Origin of the sequence: Buttiauxella brennerae ATCC 51605 (genome assembly GCF_001654925.1) — a bacterium.
Taxonomy (GTDB): domain Bacteria; phylum Pseudomonadota; class Gammaproteobacteria; order Enterobacterales; family Enterobacteriaceae; genus Buttiauxella; species Buttiauxella brennerae.
In genome coordinates this window covers 234,447-252,889 of the sequence record NZ_LXER01000011.1, presented here as the reverse complement: position 1 = coordinate 252,889, position 18,443 = coordinate 234,447, and the positions used below count along the sequence as shown (strand labels likewise).

Here is an 18,443-nt window from a genome sequence, read left to right as displayed (position 1 = left end):
TGGGTATAGTTTTAGTGTCAACCGATGACTGTTGTGCGTAAACTCAAAAGCATACGGTTTCTAAAGGATTTTTGAACTATGACAACCTTCTATACAGTCGTTAGTTGGCTGATAATTTTAGGTTACTGGCTGGTAATAGCCGGCGTGACGTTGCGAATTTTGATGAAACGTCGCGCAGTTCCTTCGGCCATGGCTTGGCTACTGATTATTTATATTCTTCCGCTGGTCGGGATTATTGCCTACCTGTCGTTTGGTGAATTGCACTTGGGTAAACGCCGGGCAGAACGCGCGCGCGCCATGTGGCCTTCGACCGCAAAATGGCTCAACGATCTTAAAAGCTGTAAACATATTTTCGCGGAAGAAAATAGCGAAGTTGCGGCTTCGCTATTCCAGTTATGCGAACGTCGCCAGGGGATTGGTGGCGTTAAAGGCAACCAGCTACAACTGCTCACCACCTCTGATGAAACAATGCATGCGTTGATTCGTGATATTCAGCTGGCTCGCCATAACATCGAGATGGTGTTTTATATCTGGCAGCCAGGAGGGTTAGCAGACCAGGTGGCGGAATCGCTGATGGCCGCGGCTCGCCGTGGTATTCACTGCCGCTTAATGCTCGACTCAGCGGGCAGCGTTGCCTTCTTCCGTAGCCCGTGGGCCAACATGATGCGTAACGCGGGCGTTGAAGTGGTTGAAGCACTCAAAGTTAATCTGATGCGTGTGTTCTTGCGCCGCATGGATTTACGCCAGCACCGCAAAATGGTGATGATCGATAATTACATCGCTTATACCGGCAGTATGAATCTCGTCGACCCGCGTTTCTTTAAACAGGATGCAGGGGTTGGGCAATGGGTCGATTTAATGGCGCGTATGGAAGGCCCGGTTGCCACAGCAATGGGTATTGTCTATTCCTGTGACTGGGAAATCGAAACCGGTAAGCGCATTTTACCTCCCGCGCCAGACGCCAATATCATGCCGTTTGAAGAAGCGACCGGGCATACTATTCACACGATTGCTTCAGGCCCAGGCTTCCCGGAAGATTTGATTCATCAGGCACTGCTGACGTCAGTTTATGCGGCACGTGAATACCTGATTATGACGACCCCTTATTTTGTGCCGAGTGACGATTTGCTTCATGCGATTTGTACTGCGGCACAACGTGGCGTCGACGTCAGCATTATTGTGCCACGCAAGAACGACTCATTACTGGTGGGTTGGGCAAGCCGGGCATTCTTTACCGAATTGCTGGAAGCTGGCGTGAAAATTTACCAGTTCGAAGGCGGCCTGTTGCATACCAAGAGCGTGTTGGTCGATGGGCAACTGAGCCTGGTAGGCACGGTGAATCTCGATATGCGCAGCCTGTGGCTCAATTTTGAGATAACTCTGGTTATCGACGATTCCGGTTTTGCCAGCGACCTTGCCGCCGTACAGGACGATTACATCTCCCGTTCACGGCTGGTTGACCTGCGTTTATGGGTGAAACGCCCTATGTGGCAGCGCGTGGTCGAGCGACTGTTTTACTTCTTTAGCCCGTTGCTGTAAAACGTGGCGCATCAGTACTTAATAAGTGGAACCAGACATGGAAATGGATCTGAACAACCGCCTGACAGAAGATGAAACTCTCGAGCAGGCCTACGATATTTTTCTCGAACTGGCGGTCGATAACCTCGACCCGGCAGATGTCATTTTATTCAACCTGCAATTTGAAGAGCGTGGCGGTGCCGAGCTTTTTGACCCGGCTGAAGACTGGCAGGAACATGTTGATTTCGACCTGAACCCGGACTTCTTTGCCGAAGTGGTGATTGGCCTTGCTGACACCGATGGTGGCGAACTGAACGACATTTTTGCACGCGTTCTGCTGTGCCGCGAAAAAGACCACAAGCTCTGCCATATTCTGTGGCGCGAGTGATGCTTTTTTGGCGCGGCACTGGCTGCCGCGCTACTCTTCTTTTCCAATAAGCGGCAACCGCCCGCCACACGATTTGCAATATTGCGCGTTGGTCTCATGATCTTGCTGATGACATAACGGGCATTTTCGCGCAAGCCTCTTACGTTGTAATTCTGCCGTCATCTGCGCCGTCAATATCCCGGTTGGGATAGCAATGACTGAGTAACCAATCAGAATCAGAAGCGAAGCCACCAGCCTTCCCAGCGGAGTATGTGGCGTAATATCGCCATAACCCACCGTTGCCACCGTCACAACCGCCCAGTAAACCGAAATCCCCAGGCTTGTGAAACCGTTGACCGCCCCTTCAATGCCATACATCAGCGCGCCAGCGGTAACTAATACAATCGCAATAAATGAATAGAATAGAATCAGCTGATGCCGGGCATTGACCACTGCACGCCATAAACTATTTAGCGCAGGCATTAAGCGCAGTAATTTCAGAATACGTAATACGCGTATTGCCCGCATGGCTCGCCAGGCAAAGAAGTAATGTATCGCCAGTTCCGGCCAAAGCCACAAAACATACAGCGGAAGGATTGTCGCAAGATCGATAAAACCCCAAAAACTGAACACGTAGCGCACCGGATCGGGCCAGGTGAGCACGCGCAAAACATATTCGAGGGTAAAGACGAGGGTAAAACCGATTTCGATGGCGATAAACCATCGCCACTGTTCAGGTGTGAAAGTGACCTGGCTGCCGATACTGGATTCAATAAAAACAGTGATGACACTGAGCAGCGCCAGCAAGCCCCATAGTGCTTCGGAGCAGCGCCCTGAGCGGGTTCGTTGGTCAAATAAAACGTGGTAACAACGTTGTCTTAAAGAACTCTTATTCCCTGTCACGAAAACCTCGCCTGTAAAAAGGGCTGGCGTAATGCCAGCCCAGCGAGATTATAACGGGTCAACCTTCAGACAGGAAACGGCATGCTTGAAACTGCCCTCCAGAACCGGGCGAGTTTTCGCACATTCTGGCCCTGCAATCGGGCAGCGAGTACGGAACACGCAGCCTGACGGCGGGTTGATTGGCGATGGCAACTCCCCTTCAAGAAGTTGTATCGTTTTATTTCTTTCCAGATCCGGGTCAGGAATGGGCACCGCAGACATCAATGCTTTGGTGTAAGGGTGCAACGGGTTGTGATACACCTCATCATAGGTGCCCAACTCGACAGCATGGCCCAGATACATTACCAGAACACGGTCAGAGATGTGTTTTACCACCGCCAAATCGTGCGCGATGAAGATAAGGGAAAGCCCCATTTCACGTTGCAGTTTTTGCAGCAGGTTCACAACCTGAGCCTGAATTGACACGTCGAGTGCCGAAACCGGTTCGTCACAGATAATCAGTTTTGGCTCAAGGATAAGCGCACGGGCAATCCCGATACGCTGACACTGACCACCTGAAAATTCGTGCGGGTAACGGTTGATGAGGTTTGGCAGCAAGCCCACTTTCATCATCATCGCTTTTACACGGTCACGAACTTCCTGACGCGGCATTTTCGGGTGATAAGTGCGCAGTGGCTCAGCGATAATATCGCCGATGTTCATACGCGGGTTGAGCGACGCGAGCGGGTCCTGGAAAATCATCTGGATATCGCTGCGCACATTGCGCCACTCATCCTGATTCATACCCAGCAAATCTTTACCCAACCATGCCACACGGCCTTCGGTGGCTTTTACCAGACCGATAATCGCACGGGCAAACGTCGATTTTCCGCAGCCAGATTCCCCTACCACGCCCAACGTTTCGCCTTCATATAAACGCAAGGTCACGCCATCAACCGCTTTCAGGGTTTTGGACGGTTGCCAGAACCACTGCTTGCCATCTTTGATATCAAAGTGAACTTTGAGGTCAGCGATTTCTAAGAGGACTTTTTTCTCCTGGGTCACAGCGTTCATACCAACTCCTCCACTGGCTTAAAGCAGGCGCGTAAGCGGCCTTCACCAAATCGTTCCAGTGGCGGTGCCGTGTTGCAGATTTCCATCGCATGCGGGCAACGCGGCTGGAACGGACAACCCTTCGGCAAACGCAGCAGGTTTGGCGGGTTGCCAGGAATGGTCAGCAAGGATTCACCTTCGGCATCCAGACGCGGAACGGCGTTGAGCAGGCCTATAGAATACGGGTGAACCGGGTTGTAAAACACATCCCGCGCCTGACCATATTCCATCGTACGCCCGGCATACATCACCAGCACTTTGTCGCAGATCCCCGCCACAACACCCAGATCGTGGGTGATCATGATAATCGCGGTATTGAACTCACGCTTAAGATCGTTGAGCAGCGTCATGATTTGCGCCTGAACAGTAACGTCCAGTGCGGTTGTTGGTTCATCGGCAATCAGCAGTTTTGGACGGCACAGCAGCGCCATCGCAATCATCACGCGCTGGCGCATACCGCCGGAAAACTCATGCGGGAACATGCGCATGCGCTTACGCGCTTCAGGCATTTTAACTGCATCGAGCATACGAACAGATTCTTCAAACGCTTCCGCTTTGCCCAATTTTTTGTGCAACATCAGCACTTCCATCAACTGCTCACCTACACGCATGTAAGGATTCAGTGAAGTCATTGGGTCCTGGAAGATCATCGAAATCTGTTCCGCACGCAGGCGGTTAAGCTGGTTTTCTGGCAGGTTCAGGATCTCTTTGCCATTGAATTTAGCTGACCCACCAATACGACCATTTGCCGCAAGCAGGCCCATCAAAGCAAATGCCGTTTGCGATTTACCGGAACCGGACTCACCGACGATACCCAGTGTTTCACCGGCACGCAGGCTGAAATTCAGATCGTTTACCGCAGTAACATCACCGTCTGGCGTACCGAAGGTGACGCGCAGATCTTTCACGTCTAACAACGTAGAAGTCTGGCTCAGTGGAGTAACCACCGCAGGATTTTCAATTGTGCTCATCGCGGCACTCCTTAACGATCTTTCGGGTCGAGGGCATCACGCAGGCCATCGCCGATAAAGTTGAAACAGAACAGAGTGATAACCAGGAAACCTGCCGGGAACATCAGCAACCATGGGGAAACTTCCATGGAGTTGGCACCGTCGCTCAGCAATGCACCCCAGCTACTTAGTGGCTCTTGCGTACCCAGCCCCAGGAAACTCAGGAAAGATTCGAACAGAATCATGCTTGGCACCAGCAACGAGGCGTACACCACCACCACACCGAGTACGTTTGGCACAATGTGACGAACGACGATGTTAACGGTAGAAACACCGCCGACCTGGGCTGCTTCGATAAACTCTTTGCGCTTCAGGCTCAATGTTTGGCCACGCACGATACGCGCCATATCCAGCCAGGAAACCATCCCGATCGCGACAAAAATCAGCAGGATGTTTTGCCCAAAGAATGTCACCAGCAAAATCACAAAGAACATGAATGGGAAGGAGTTGAGGATCTCCAGCAGACGCATCATCACGGAGTCAGTTTTGCCACCCAGATAGCCCGCAAGCGAACCATACAAGGTACCCACCACTACCGCGACCAGTGCTGCGGCAACGCCCACCATCAACGAGATACGGCCACCAATTGCCACACGAACTAACAAGTCACGACCCGATGAGTCTGTCCCGAAGTAGTGACCGGATGTCATATCTGGTGCAGCCGACATCATTCCCCAGTCGGTATCGAAATAACTAAACTGCGACAGCATCGGCGCGAAGGTCACAAACAATGCGATAAGTGCCAGCACAATCAGACTCGCAACCGCAGCACGGTTATGCATAAAACGGCGACGGGCATCTTGCCAAAGACTACGGCCTTCTACTTCTAGTTTTTCACTGAAGTTTTCCAGCGCCTCGCTGTTTTTCTTACTCAACATCATGGCGTACTCCAGTGTCAGTAACGGATTTTCGGATCGATAACGGCATATAGCACATCAACAATCGCGTTAAAGAGAATAGTCAGCGCGCCGACCAGAATCGTCAGACTCAGAACCAATGAATAGTCGCGGTTCAACGCTCCGTTTACGAACAACTGGCCAATACCCGGTAACCCGTAAATAGTTTCAATAACCATTGAGCCTGTGATGATACCGACAAATGCCGGGCCCAAATATGACAGAACGGGTAGCAGTGCAGGTTTCAAAGCGTGGCGCAAAATAATGCGGCGCATCGGCAACCCTTTAGCACGTGCGGTACGGATAAAGTTGGAGTGCAGGACTTCAATCATGGAACCACGAGTGATACGCGCGATACTGGCAATATAAGCCAAAGACAACGCGACCATCGGCAGGATCATGTATTGAATGGCACCTCCGTTCCAGCCGCCACCGGGCAGCCACTTAAGTGTTATCGCAAATATCAGAACCAGTAATGGCGCAACCACGAAGCTCGGGATAACAACCCCCGTCATGGCAACCCCCATTACGGCGTAATCCCATTTGGTATTTTGATTCAGTGCGGCGATGACCCCCGCTAAAACACCTAAAACCAGTGCAAAAATAAATGCAGCAGCACCTAATTTTGCCGAGACAGGGAAGCTTGAGGCGACCAGGTCGTTCACTGAATAATCTTTGTATTTAAATGACGGGCCAAAATCACCGTGTGCCAGTTGTTTCAGATAGCTGAAATACTGAGTCGAGATCGGATCGTTTAAATGATATTTGGCTTCAATGTTCGCCATAACTTCCGGCGGAAGGGCGCGTTCGCTGGTGAATGGGCTACCTGGCGCAAGGCGCATCATGAAGAATGATATTGTTATAAGAATAAAGAGTGTCGGAATTGCTTCCAGACAACGACGTAGAATAAATTTCAACATTGCCCGTACCTTCTGGCTGTGCCTTTAGAGTGCGATAAAATAAGACACGATGGGGCAAGTCTGTTTTTCTACCCGAAATCATTCACGTTGCAGATGCGTTAACTGCGGCGTTAAGGATGACGAGTAAGACTTGCCCCACGAATTGCCATTAATGTTTGATGATATACATATCTTTGGTGTAGATATTATCCATCGGGTCTTTACCGGTATAACCGCCAACCCATGGTTTCACCAGACGGGCATTCACGTAGTAATAAACCGGAACGATTGCAGAATCTTTGCCCAATTGCTGTTCCGCTTTATCGTAGGCAGCAGCACGCTGTGCATCATCAGTCGCTTTCAGCGATTCGGCCATGATGGCGTCAAAGGCTGGGCTCTTATAATGCGCGGTGTTCATTGAGCTTGAAGACAGCATTGTGTTCAGGAATGAAGTCGGTTCGTTATAATCCGCACACCAGCCAGCACGTGCAACGTTGTAGTTACCCTGGTGACGAGTATCAAGGAAGGTTTTCCACTCCTGGTTAACCAGCTTCACGTTCACACCCAGGTTTTTCTGCCAGATAGAAGCGGCAGCGATAGCCAGTTTCTTGTGCAGATCTGAAGTGTTGTACAGCAGGTCGAAGGTCAGCGGTTTATCTTTGGTGTAGCCCGCTTCAGCCAGCAATTTCTTAGCTTCTTCGTTACGTTTTTCCTGAGTCCAGGAGAACCACTCAGGCTTAGTCAGTTTTGCGCCATCAGCATAAGGAGGCGTGTAACCATAAGCAGGCAGATCGCCCTGCGCCTTCACTTTATTAACGATAATGTCACGATCCAGGCCCAGTTTCAGAGCGGTACGAACACGCACATCGTCAAACGGAGCTTTCTGGTTGTTGATTTCGTAGTAGTAAGTACACAGGTATGGATCAACATGTACTTCAGTAGGAATTTCTTTTTTCAGCTTCTGGAACAGCTCGATTGGCAGGTTGTTATACGTCATGTCAATCTCGCCGCTGCGGTAGCGGTTTACATCCGTCACTTCGGAAGAGATTGGCAGATAAGTAATTTGTGAAATAACGGTTTTCGCATTATCCCAATAATTGGTATTACGCTCCATGACGATGCGTTCGTTAACAACCCAATCTTTCAGTTTATAAGCACCGTTGCTCACGATGTTTGCTGGTTGGGTCCACTTCTCACCAAACTTCTCAATGGCGGTTTTATTCACCGGGGACATCGCCGGGTTAACCAGAAGTTTGTAGAAGTAAGGAACAGGCTCGCTCAGAGTGACTTCCAGCGTGTGGTCATCAATCGCTTTAACGCCCAGTTCACTTGGTTTCATTTTGCCGTCGATGATGGCATCAACGTTTACGATATGGCCGTATTGCGGGTAGCTTGCGTATGGGGAAGCAGTATTTGGATCAACCAGACGCTGCCAGCTATAAACGAAATCTTGCGCAGTAACAGGTTCGCCGTTAGACCATTTCGCATCTTTACGCAGATGGAAGGTCCAGACTTTAAAATCTTTATTATCCCAGGACTCTGCTACGCCCGGAATTGGGTGACCGTCTTTTGGAGAAGTAATCAGTAAGCCTTCAAACAGGTCACGGCTCACGTTTGACTCAGGAACACCTTCAATTTTATTTGGGTCCAGAGACTGTGGTTCAGCACCGTTATTTCGAATCAACGTTTGCTTTTCTGACAGTTGAACACCTGCAGGAACTTCGGCCGCCATGGCCACATTGCCTACGATTAGCGCGGTTAAAATGCTTGCTGCTACCAGACTTTTTTTTGTGATGATGGACATTGTGTTGATACTCCACTCATTATAATTACCGACCCGAAAGCCAGCCTCTTCCCCTTAGGGTTCCTTAACAGCGCAAGAGCGTTATGCGACTGCCCGGATTAACTTCTTGTCTTACTTGCTATCACCGACTTTATTTGGGGGACGCTCTTAATGGCACCCTGCTCCGTCGATTCTTAATCAACCTACCCTGTACTGAGGTTGATTTTGATGAGTCATCTGTAAATGAAACATTTTTCAGATAATTGTGTTGCCCGGAAAGTATCAAAAGCCTCTGTTGCTCGCCAATACATTTTGCAAATTTGTTAACCATTTCTCTTTTATCTATTCAGAGTCAGGTTTAAAGAGGTATGCAACTCGTGCAAATCGCCTAATTAACTCTCTAAAAACAAAAGAAATGTCAGTGTCCACGAGGGAGGTTTGGTTGCAGGCTTACGGCTCACAACCGTTATTCACGAAAAATTAACAATTGGTTATTTTTTAGCACATTCATCTGCAAGACAGCTTGATTAACTAATATCATCTCAATAAAGCCGCAGCAAGCATCATTGTGTAGTGTGAGTTAAATAACGAAGCGATTGTCAGTTTTATGTACAGCGGGGAAAAGTGAAGGGAGCTAATAGACGGTTTCCAAAGCATTTTCTTATGAATGATTTTCTTATGAATACTAAAAAAATGCTTATGCTTTATTGGTATTGGTGTGGAATTAACAAAAAAAAGCAGAATGGTTATTCTGCTTTTTCATATGAACCTTTCAGCAGAACTAACTTAAAAGTCCCGGGAAGATTGTTTTCAGGCCAGTCACAATAAACTCTATACCCAGAGCCATCAGCAACAGACCCATGATACGGGTGATGACGTTGATGCCAGTTTGACCCAGCAGGCGCACAAGCCATGGCGCAAGGCGGAACACCAACCAACAACAAAATGCAAAGAGTGCAATAGCGATTGTAAAACCGACCAGATAATTCCAGCTATGGTAACGCGTGCCCCATACGATGGTCGAACTGATTGCACCTGGGCCTGCCATTAAAGGCAATGCCAATGGCACAACACCCACACTTTCACGGATAGCGCTTTCTGATTTTTCTTGTTTGTTCTGTTTATCTTCCCCGAGCTTACCGCTGATCATCGACATCGCAATGGTGACCACCAGAATACCGCCAGCGATACGGAAAGAATCTATTGATATACCAAATAATTGCAGAATGCCGTCACCAAGGAACAATGAGGTCCATAAAATAATCGCTACCGATAAATTCGCGGTAAGGTTTGTTTTATTTCGGGCCAACGCCGTTTGGTAGCTGGTCATACTGATAAAGACAGGAATGATCCCCACTGGGTTTACCAGCGCGAACAAGCCAATAAAGAACTTAAAATAGGTAGGCAAATCGAACAAGGATTGAGCCACTCAAAACTCCGCGAATGAACTTAGCAAAGGCCGGCGTAATGTAATGGAAAACAGGTGTTGGCGCTACGTCCTTTCGTAGCATAGATAACTACTTTTATAAGCAAATGCGATATTAAACGATATTGTTACTCACATGTTGAAAATATGGTAATTTGTTTTATCTTTGCTGTGACTAAAATTTTAAAGACTTATCAGTTACCTGAATCCTGCCTGCTGAATGGAGTCAGCCTTAAAATATTGTGATTTACATCACAAAAAACCTACTCAGAAGTGAGTACTCTGGATGCATCTGAAGAGCGAATGATTCAGACGATGAATAGGTTTTTTAGGTAGGCTCTTTTAGTAAGTCAGCAAGATGTTTTGGGAAGTTTTTGGATAGTCGTGGCTCGTCTTTTACGCAAGCTGTTGCCCGCTGACTATACTTTCGTCTCGAGCAGCTCATTTACTAAAAGAGTTTAAACATTATCAGGAGAGCATTATGGCTGTAACTAATGTCGCTGAACTTAACGCACTTGTAGAGCGCGTCAAGAAAGCCCAGCGTGAATATGCCAACTTTACTCAAGAGCAAGTTGATAAAATCTTCCGCGCCGCCGCTCTGGCTGCCGCAGATGCTCGAATCCCTCTCGCGAAACTGGCTGTTGCCGAATCTGGCATGGGTATCGTTGAAGATAAAGTGATCAAAAACCACTTTGCTTCAGAGTATATCTACAACGCCTATAAAGATGAAAAGACCTGTGGTGTTCTGAGTGAAGACCAGACCTTCGGTACTATCACTATCGCTGAGCCGATCGGTATCATTTGCGGTATCGTGCCAACGACTAACCCGACTTCAACGGCTATCTTTAAGTCTCTGATCAGCCTGAAGACGCGTAACGCGATCATCTTCTCTCCACACCCACGTGCTAAAGACGCGACGAATAAAGCAGCAGACATCGTTCTGCAAGCTGCAATCGCTGCCGGTGCACCTAAAGATCTGATCGGTTGGATTGACCAGCCATCTGTCGAACTGTCTAACGCTCTGATGCACCACCCAGATATCAACATGATTCTGGCAACAGGTGGCCCAGGCATGGTTAAAGCAGCTTATAGCTCCGGTAAACCAGCAATCGGCGTAGGCGCAGGTAACACCCCTGTTGTTGTTGACGAAACTGCCGACATCAAACGTGTTGTTGCTTCTATCCTGATGTCCAAAACCTTCGATAACGGCGTAATCTGTGCTTCCGAGCAATCAGTAATCGTTGTTGACTCTGCTTACAACGCAGTGCGCGAACGTTTTGCATCCCACGGCGGCTACATGCTGCAGGGTAAAGAGCTGAAAGCTGTTCAGGATATCATCCTGAAAAACGGCGCACTGAACGCAGCTATCGTTGGTCAGCCAGCAACTAAAATTGCTGAACTGGCAGGCTTCACAGTACCCGCTGACACCAAGATCCTGATTGGTGAAGTAAGTGTTGTTGACGAATCTGAGCCATTCGCTCACGAAAAACTGTCTCCAACTCTGGCTATGTACCGTGCTAAGAGCTTCGAAGATGCAGTCGTTAAAGCTGAGAAACTGGTTGAGATGGGCGGTATCGGTCATACCTCTTGCCTGTACACCGACCAAGACAACCAGCCAGAGCGCGTTAAGCACTTCGGCGACAAAATGAAAACTGCACGTATCCTGATCAACACCCCTGCTTCTCAGGGTGGTATCGGTGACCTGTACAACTTTAAACTCGCGCCTTCCCTGACTCTGGGTTGTGGTTCATGGGGTGGTAACTCCATCTCTGAGAACGTGGGTCCTAAGCACCTGATCAACAAGAAAACCGTTGCTAAGCGAGCTGAGAACATGTTGTGGCATAAACTTCCGAAATCTATCTACTTCCGCCGTGGCTCTCTGCCAATCGCGCTGGACGAAGTGATTACTGATGGTCACAAACGTGCGATGATCGTTACCGACCGTTTCCTGTTCAACAACGGCTATGCAGACCAGATCACTTCTGTTCTGAAAGCAGCTGGTGTTGAAACTGAAGTATTCTTCGAAGTAGAAGCTGATCCAACTCTGTCCGTAGTACGTAAAGGTGCAGAACTGGCGAACTCCTTCAAACCAGACGTGATCATCGCGCTGGGTGGTGGTTCACCGATGGATGCTGCGAAAATTATGTGGGTTATGTACGAGCACCCAGAAACTCACTTCGAAGAACTGGCACTGCGCTTCATGGACATCCGTAAGCGTATCTACAAGTTCCCGAAAATGGGCGTAAAAGCGAAAATGATCGCGGTTACCACCACTTCCGGTACCGGTTCAGAAGTGACTCCGTTTGCAGTTGTAACTGATGATGCAACTGGCCAGAAATACCCACTGGCTGACTACGCTCTGACTCCAGACATGGCGATTGTTGATGCCAACCTGGTCATGGACATGCCTAAGTCCCTGTGTGCATTCGGTGGTCTTGATGCCGTAACTCACGCACTGGAAGCTTATGTGTCTGTACTGGCGAGCGAGTTCTCTGACGGTCAGGCTCTGCAAGCGCTGAAACTGCTGAAAGAAAACCTGCCAGCATCTTACAATGAAGGCTCTAAAAACCCTGTTGCTCGTGAGCGTGTACACAACGCTGCGACCATCGCGGGTATCGCGTTTGCGAACGCCTTCCTGGGTGTGTGTCACTCAATGGCACACAAACTGGGTTCTCAGTTCCACATTCCTCACGGTCTGGCGAACGCCCTGTTGATCTCTAACGTTATCCGTTATAACGCGAACGACAACCCAACTAAGCAGACTGCATTCAGTCAGTATGACCGCCCACAAGCGCGTCGTCGTTATGCTGAAATCGCAGACCATCTGGGTCTGAGCGCACCGGGCGACCGTACTGCTGCTAAGATTGAGAAACTGCTGGCATGGCTTGACAGCATCAAGGCTGAACTGGGTATTCCTAAGTCCATCCGCGAAGCTGGTGTTCAGGAAGCTGACTTCCTGGCTCACGTTGATAAACTGTCTGAAGATGCGTTCGATGACCAGTGTACCGGTGCTAACCCACGTTACCCACTGATCTCTGAATTGAAACAAATTCTGATGGATACCTTCTACGGTCGTGAATTCTCCGAAGAAGGCAACGAAGCAGCATCTGCTAAAGCTGCTCCAGCGCCAGCCGCTAAAGCTGATAAGAAAGCGAAGAAAACCGCTTAATTGTCATCGCTAATAAAAAACCCGCTTCGGCGGGTTTTTTTATTTCTGTTTTCTGAAAATCGCCGCACAAAGCCTCTCACGACGACGAGAGGGAAAGGCACACCTTTCCCCTCCTGATGATTTTTATTCGCTCTGAATGCCTTGCAGAGAGCCTGTCTGAAGCGCTTCTTTGTAATGTTTACGGCAAACCGACACATAGCGCTCATTGCCGCCAATCACGACCTGCTCTCCCTGGTTATACGGGCGCCCTTCCTGGTCAAGGCGCAGAACCATGCTGGCTTTACGTCCGCAAAAACAGATGGTTTTTAATTCCACGAGTTTGTCTGACCACGCCAATAAATATTGGCTTCCACCAAATAACTCACCCTGAAAATCAGTGCGTAAGCCATAACATAATACTGGAATATCTAATTCATCTACGACGTCTGATAACGCCAGCACCTGGTCACGCGTCAGAAACTGGCATTCATCAACCAGAACACAATGCACGGCATCACGTTGATGCTCGTCGCGTATTTCATTGAATAATTGGGTTGAGTCATTGTAGAGTTTTGCCGGCGATGATAACCCAATACGCGAACTCACCTTTCCCGAACCAAACCGATTGTCAATTTCTGCGGTATACACCAACGTACGCATTCCGCGCTCTTGATAGTTGTATGATGATTGCAGTAATGCCGTAGATTTACCCGCGTTCATTGCGGAATAGTAAAAGTAGAGTTGTGCCATTGGTCAGCTAGCCTGAGTTAAAATGTAAATATTATTAACACGGATTATATCATAAGCCGTTAGTGAGTTGCCGCTACCTGATGCTGGTAAGCAAAATTCTTGTATCGGACGAATGATATATAAATCTTACAGCAAAACGAGCAGTGACGGCCGTTGTTTGCGGCTTACTGGGTCGCGCTTAACTTGCAGATTTTTCAGTGCATTCAATGAAATTCAGTGGAAGTTATTGAATCACTAATAATAACTATCTATTAAGAATATTCACTGTGACAGGCAATAATACCAAAGGTTGATATTTCACCATTAATGCTCTTATGTCTCAATTTACAACTGCAACAGTCCCTGATACTCACAGGGTTGTTGTAGAAAAAGTGAGTTACTCCGTTTTGTTTAGCCCATGCGCAAGGCTAAATTTAAGTTAATGCGCTTTAATAAATCGACAAAATATTATGGAATTTTGAATTCCTTACATTACCCCCTATTGCAGAACTTAATTTAAGGCTCTATTATTAGCCCAACAAGCCAACCATCAATATAAGATTGAGATTACTAAAATGAGCGAAGCACTTAAAATTTTGAACAACATCCGTACTCTTCGTGCACAAGCCAGAGAATGCACCCTGGAAACGCTGGAAGAAATGCTGGAAAAATTAGAAGTTGTTGTTAACGAACGTCGCGAAGAAGATAATGCACAAGCTGCAGAAATTGAAGAACGCACTCGTAAATTGCAACAATACCGTGAAATGCTGATTGCTGATGGTATTGATCCTAACGAATTACTGAATAGCATGGCTGCTGTTAAAACTGCAGGCAAAGCAAAACGCGCTGCACGTCCAGCTAAATATCAGTACATCGACGAAAACGGCGAAAGCAAAACCTGGACTGGCCAGGGCCGTACTCCAGCAGTAATCAAAAAAGCAATGGAAGAGCAAGGCAAAAAACTGGAAGACTTCCTGATTGCCTAATTGTCGCTTTTAGTGCTGCTTATTAAATCCCGCTTCGGCGGGATTTTTGTTCTGTGTGCCGCGCTTGCCGTTTTATAGCCACAAAAAAAGGAAGCATAGCTTCCTTTTTTTCATTTTACTGCCCGCTATTTTTAATATCAGCTAACTTTATAAAATGCCTTATACCAGTCTACAAAGCGCTGTACGCCATCCTGTACCGTAGTCTGTGGTCTGAAGCCTATCACATCAAATAACGCTTCAGTATCCGCACTGGTCTCCAGAACATCGCCTGGCTGCATAGGTAGCATATTCTTCTGAGCGACTTTACCCAAAGAGCTTTCCAACGCAGTAATATAATCCATCAGCGTTACAGGGTTACTATTGCCAATGTTATAAACTCGATATGGCGCAGAACTTGTCGCAGGTGAACCTTGTTCTACTGTCCACTCGGAATCGGCCTGTGGAATGACATCCTGTAAGCGGACAATGGCTTCGGCAATATCATCGATATAAGTAAAATCACGGCGCATTTGTCCGTGGTTGTAAACATCAATGCTCTTCCCTTCAACAATTGCACGCGTAAATTTAAATAGCGCCATATCCGGGCGGCCCCAAGGACCATAAACGGTGAAAAAGCGCAGACCCGTCGTCGGTAAGCCATATAAGTGCGAGTATGTATGTGACATCAACTCGTTAGCTTTTTTGGTTGCCGCATATAAAGAAATCGGGTGGTCGACGCTATCATCCGTAGAAAATGGGAGTTTGCGGTTAAGACCATATACTGAGCTGGATGACGCATATAACAGATGCCCCACCTTATTATGACGGCAACCTTCAAGAACATTTAAATGCCCAACCAGGTTTGAGTCCGCATAAGCATGTGGATTATCGATTGAATAACGTACACCAGCCTGTGCTGCAAGATGAATCACACGATCAAATTTCTCTGTGGCAAATAATTCTGCCATGGCATTACGATCGGCGAGGTCAATTTTGTCGAAACGGAATGAAGAATGAGGCGCGAGAAGATCAAGGCGAGCTTGCTTGAGATTGACATCATAATAGTCGTTCAGATTATCGATACCGATAACCTGGTGACCGGCCGCCAACAGACGTTCGCTGACATGAAATCCAATAAAACCTGCACCGCCGGTAACCAAATATTTCATATAACCCTCATTTATACCCGTGATACTCAAAACTGCATCGTTTTGGCTGTGTGAACTTACCTAAATCACTTACTGATGTAAGATCTTCGGATAAGTGCACTTGCCGCCGCGATGCAGTTCGAATTACTCAGGGTACATTACGCAATATTGATGGACGCTCCGCGGCCAATTGCATAATAAACAAAGCCGCGTTTGCTGAGTCTTTCAGGATCATACAGGTTACGACCGTCAAAGATAACTGGTTGTTTCAATGCTTTCTTAATTGCATCAAAATCAGGCGCACGGAAACTTTGCCACTCGGTACAAATAACCAGAGCATCCGCGTCCTGTAATGCAGCTTCTTTGGTACCCATCAATTTCAGATCTGAACGATGTCCGTAAATGCGCTGGGTTTCGTCCATTGCTTCCGGGTCATACGCCTGCACCTGAGCACCGCGTTCCCACAGCGCTTCCATCAGGACGCGGCTTGAGGCTTCACGCATATCGTCGGTATTTGGTTTGAAAGAAAGCCCCCACAGCGCGAAGGTTTTACCTTTCAGGTCTTCACCAAAGTGACGAGTAATAAACTCAGGGAGTTTTAACTTCTGGTCGTGGTTGACCTCTTCCACCGCTTGCAGAATACGTGGTGTGTAGCCAATCTGCTGGGCGGTACGAATCAAAGCCTGCACATCTTTAGGGAAGCAAGAGCCACCATAACCGCAGCCTGGGTAAATAAAGCTGTAGCCGATGCGTGAGTCTGAACCAATACCCATACGTACTTTCTCGATATCTGCCCCCAGGCGTTCTGCCAGGTTTGAGATCTCGTTCATAAAGCTGATTTTGGTCGCCAGCATGCAGTTCGCCGCGTATTTGGTCAGCTCAGCACTACGGATATCCATCAGGATCATACGGTCGTGGTTGCGGTTGAACGGTTCGTACAGTTCACGTAGCAAATCAACCACGTCATCGTTATCAGTACCGATAACGATACGCTCAGGGCGCATACAGTCAGAAACTGCCGCACCTTCTTTCAGGAATTCAGGGTTAGAAACCACATCAAATGGAATGTCTACACCACGGGCTTTCAGCGTTTCTTCCATTACGCTGCGCACTCTATCCGCAGTTCCGACTGGAACGGTGGATTTATCGAGCACAACTTTGTGGGATGTCATGTGCTGAGCGATAGTACGCGCAACAGCGGTGACATATTTCAGGTCAGCAGAGCCGTCTTCATCAGGTGGCGTACCAACGGCAATAAATTGCATTTCACCATGATGAACGCCCATTTCAGCATCGGTGCTGAACTGCAAACGGCCTTCTTCATAGTTTTTCTTAACCAGTGGCGTTAAGCCAGGTTCAAAAATCGGGATCACGCCGTTTTTAAGATTTTCGACTTTCTTCGCATCGACATCTATGCACATCACATCGTGACCGACTTCCGCAAGCACTGCTGCCTGCACAAGACCAACATAGCCGATACCAAATACAGTAACTTTCATCTTTCTATCCTGCGTTGAAATGAATTACTTTTTCGCGCCAACCGTCTCTTCTAGCCAGGCTTTAAAATCTGCACCCAGAGTGTTGTGACGAATACCGTATTCCACAAACGCCTGCATATAGCCAAGTTTGTTACCACAGTCATGGCTTACGCCTCTCATGTGATAGGCTTCTACCGTCTGTTTTTCCATCAGCATAGCAATGGAGTCAGTCAGCTGAATTTCATCGCCTGCACCTGGAGGTGTTTTTGACAACAGAGGCCAGATATCCGCAGTCAGCACATAACGGCCAACAACCGCAAGATTGGATGGCGCAACGTTAGCTTTAGGTTTCTCAACGATACCCACCATTGGCACGCTATCGCCTTCGTTTAACTCAACACCTTTACAGTCAACAACACCGTAAGCGGTAACATCTTCTACCGGTTCAACCATAATCTGGCTGTTGCCCGTAGCGTCAAAACGTTTGATCATTTCTGCCAGGTTATCCTGGGAAAGATCGGACTCGAACTCATCGAGGATGACATCTGGCAGGATAACGGCAACAGGCTCATCACCCACTACCGGGTGCGCGCACAATACAGCGTGACCTAAACCTTTCGCCAGACCCTGACGCACCTGCATAATGGTCACGTGCGGAGGGCAAATAGCCTGTACTTCTTCCAGCAACTGGCGCTTAACGCGTTTTTCCAGCATGGCTTCCAGTTCAAAACTGGTATCGAAATGGTTTTCGATGGAGTTTTTCGAAGAGTGCGTCACCAACACAATTTCAGTGATGCCTGCAGCGATACATTCATTTACCACATACTGAATTAATGGTTTATCAACCAGAGGCAACATCTCTTTTGGAATTGCCTTGGTCGCCGGTAACATACGCGTGCCTAATCCCGCGACCGGGATTACTGCTTTTCTTACTTTAGAATTAATGGCAGCCATTGAAAAATCTCCTGGACTGTTCAAGTTTTCACTTGCAAGTCAATTAAAAAAACGTCTCGAGTATATCAGCTTAAAAGTGAGATCTACGGCTGTTTACCCGTTACGTTGGTAATTTAAGATAAATACG

The 18,443-nt window shown here is 47.9% G+C and carries 15 protein-coding genes; 4 read left to right on the top strand and 11 right to left on the bottom strand.

What is annotated here, in order from left to right; translation table 11 throughout:
* Positions 1-78 precede the first annotated feature (78 nt).
* Complete coding sequence (gene cls / locus M975_RS06445) at positions 79-1,539, top strand: cardiolipin synthase (RefSeq protein ID WP_064558018.1); 1,461 nt, start codon at positions 79-81, stop codon at positions 1,537-1,539.
* Between the two features lie 37 nt (positions 1,540-1,576).
* The gene (locus M975_RS06440) at positions 1,577-1,906 is read left to right on the top strand and encodes an HI1450 family dsDNA-mimic protein (RefSeq protein WP_034494996.1); all 330 of its coding nucleotides are present in this window, start codon (positions 1,577-1,579) and stop codon (positions 1,904-1,906) included.
* 30 nt (positions 1,907-1,936) lie between these two features.
* On the opposite strand, the gene M975_RS06435 is transcribed toward M975_RS06440, so the two are convergent.
* From M975_RS06435 to M975_RS06405, 7 genes are all read right to left on the bottom strand, one after another.
* Positions 1,937-2,788, bottom strand: coding sequence for an ion transporter (locus tag M975_RS06435; protein ID WP_064558017.1), 852 nt, complete (start codon positions 2,786-2,788; stop codon positions 1,937-1,939).
* 48 nt (positions 2,789-2,836) lie between these two features.
* On the bottom strand, positions 2,837-3,841 hold the full coding sequence (oppF, locus tag M975_RS06430; protein WP_064558016.1) for a murein tripeptide/oligopeptide ABC transporter ATP binding protein OppF: 1,005 nt from the start codon (positions 3,839-3,841) through the stop codon (positions 2,837-2,839).
* Entirely contained in the window at positions 3,838-4,851 is a 1,014-nt protein-coding gene (gene oppD, locus M975_RS06425; protein WP_064558015.1) for an ABC transporter ATP-binding protein, read from the bottom strand. Before oppD ends, oppF begins: the two co-directional genes overlap by 4 nt.
* Positions 4,852-4,862: 11 nt before the next feature.
* Positions 4,863-5,771, bottom strand: coding sequence for an oligopeptide ABC transporter permease OppC (oppC, locus tag M975_RS06420; RefSeq protein WP_064558014.1), 909 nt, complete (start codon positions 5,769-5,771; stop codon positions 4,863-4,865).
* A gap of 14 nt (positions 5,772-5,785) precedes the next feature.
* Positions 5,786-6,706 carry an oligopeptide ABC transporter permease OppB gene (gene oppB, locus M975_RS06415; protein WP_064558013.1) on the bottom strand — a complete coding sequence of 307 codons (921 nt, stop codon included), beginning with the start codon at positions 6,704-6,706 and terminating at the stop codon, positions 5,786-5,788.
* Positions 6,707-6,854: 148 nt separating this feature from the next.
* A complete protein-coding gene (gene oppA, locus M975_RS06410; RefSeq protein ID WP_064558012.1) occupies positions 6,855-8,489 on the bottom strand; it encodes an oligopeptide ABC transporter substrate-binding protein OppA in 1,635 nt (544 codons plus the stop codon).
* Between the two features lie 760 nt (positions 8,490-9,249).
* Positions 9,250-9,897, bottom strand: coding sequence for a YchE family NAAT transporter (locus M975_RS06405; protein WP_064558011.1), 648 nt, complete (start codon positions 9,895-9,897; stop codon positions 9,250-9,252).
* Between the two features lie 478 nt (positions 9,898-10,375).
* Here M975_RS06405 and adhE point away from each other — a divergent pair, with 478 nt between their 5' ends.
* Positions 10,376-13,063, top strand: a complete 2,688-nt coding sequence (gene adhE, locus M975_RS06400; RefSeq protein WP_064558010.1) for a bifunctional acetaldehyde-CoA/alcohol dehydrogenase — start codon at positions 10,376-10,378, stop codon at positions 13,061-13,063.
* A 123-nt stretch (positions 13,064-13,186) separates the two neighbouring features.
* Here adhE and tdk read toward each other — a convergent pair whose 3' ends face one another.
* Entirely contained in the window at positions 13,187-13,792 is a 606-nt protein-coding gene (gene tdk / locus M975_RS06395; protein ID WP_064558009.1) for a thymidine kinase, read from the bottom strand.
* A gap of 554 nt (positions 13,793-14,346) precedes the next feature.
* On the opposite strand from tdk, the gene hns reads away from it, so the two are divergent.
* Positions 14,347-14,757: a histone-like nucleoid-structuring protein H-NS gene (gene hns / locus M975_RS06390; RefSeq protein ID WP_064558008.1), complete on the top strand. Its 411-nt coding sequence runs from the start codon at positions 14,347-14,349 to the stop codon at positions 14,755-14,757.
* Between the two features lie 137 nt (positions 14,758-14,894).
* On the opposite strand, the gene M975_RS06385 is transcribed toward hns, so the two are convergent.
* The 3 genes from M975_RS06385 to galU all read right to left on the bottom strand — a co-directional run bounded on the left by M975_RS06385 (position 14,895) and on the right by galU (position 18,316).
* Complete coding sequence (locus M975_RS06385) at positions 14,895-15,905, bottom strand: NAD-dependent epimerase (RefSeq protein WP_064558007.1); 1,011 nt, start codon at positions 15,903-15,905, stop codon at positions 14,895-14,897.
* Between the two features lie 137 nt (positions 15,906-16,042).
* Positions 16,043-17,383 (bottom strand): UDP-glucose dehydrogenase family protein, encoded by a 1,341-nt coding sequence (locus tag M975_RS06380; RefSeq protein WP_064558006.1) that lies wholly within the window; start codon positions 17,381-17,383, stop codon positions 16,043-16,045.
* Between the two features lie 24 nt (positions 17,384-17,407).
* A complete protein-coding gene (gene galU, locus M975_RS06375; protein ID WP_064558005.1) occupies positions 17,408-18,316 on the bottom strand; it encodes a UTP--glucose-1-phosphate uridylyltransferase GalU in 909 nt (302 codons plus the stop codon).
* Positions 18,317-18,443 lie beyond the last annotated feature (127 nt).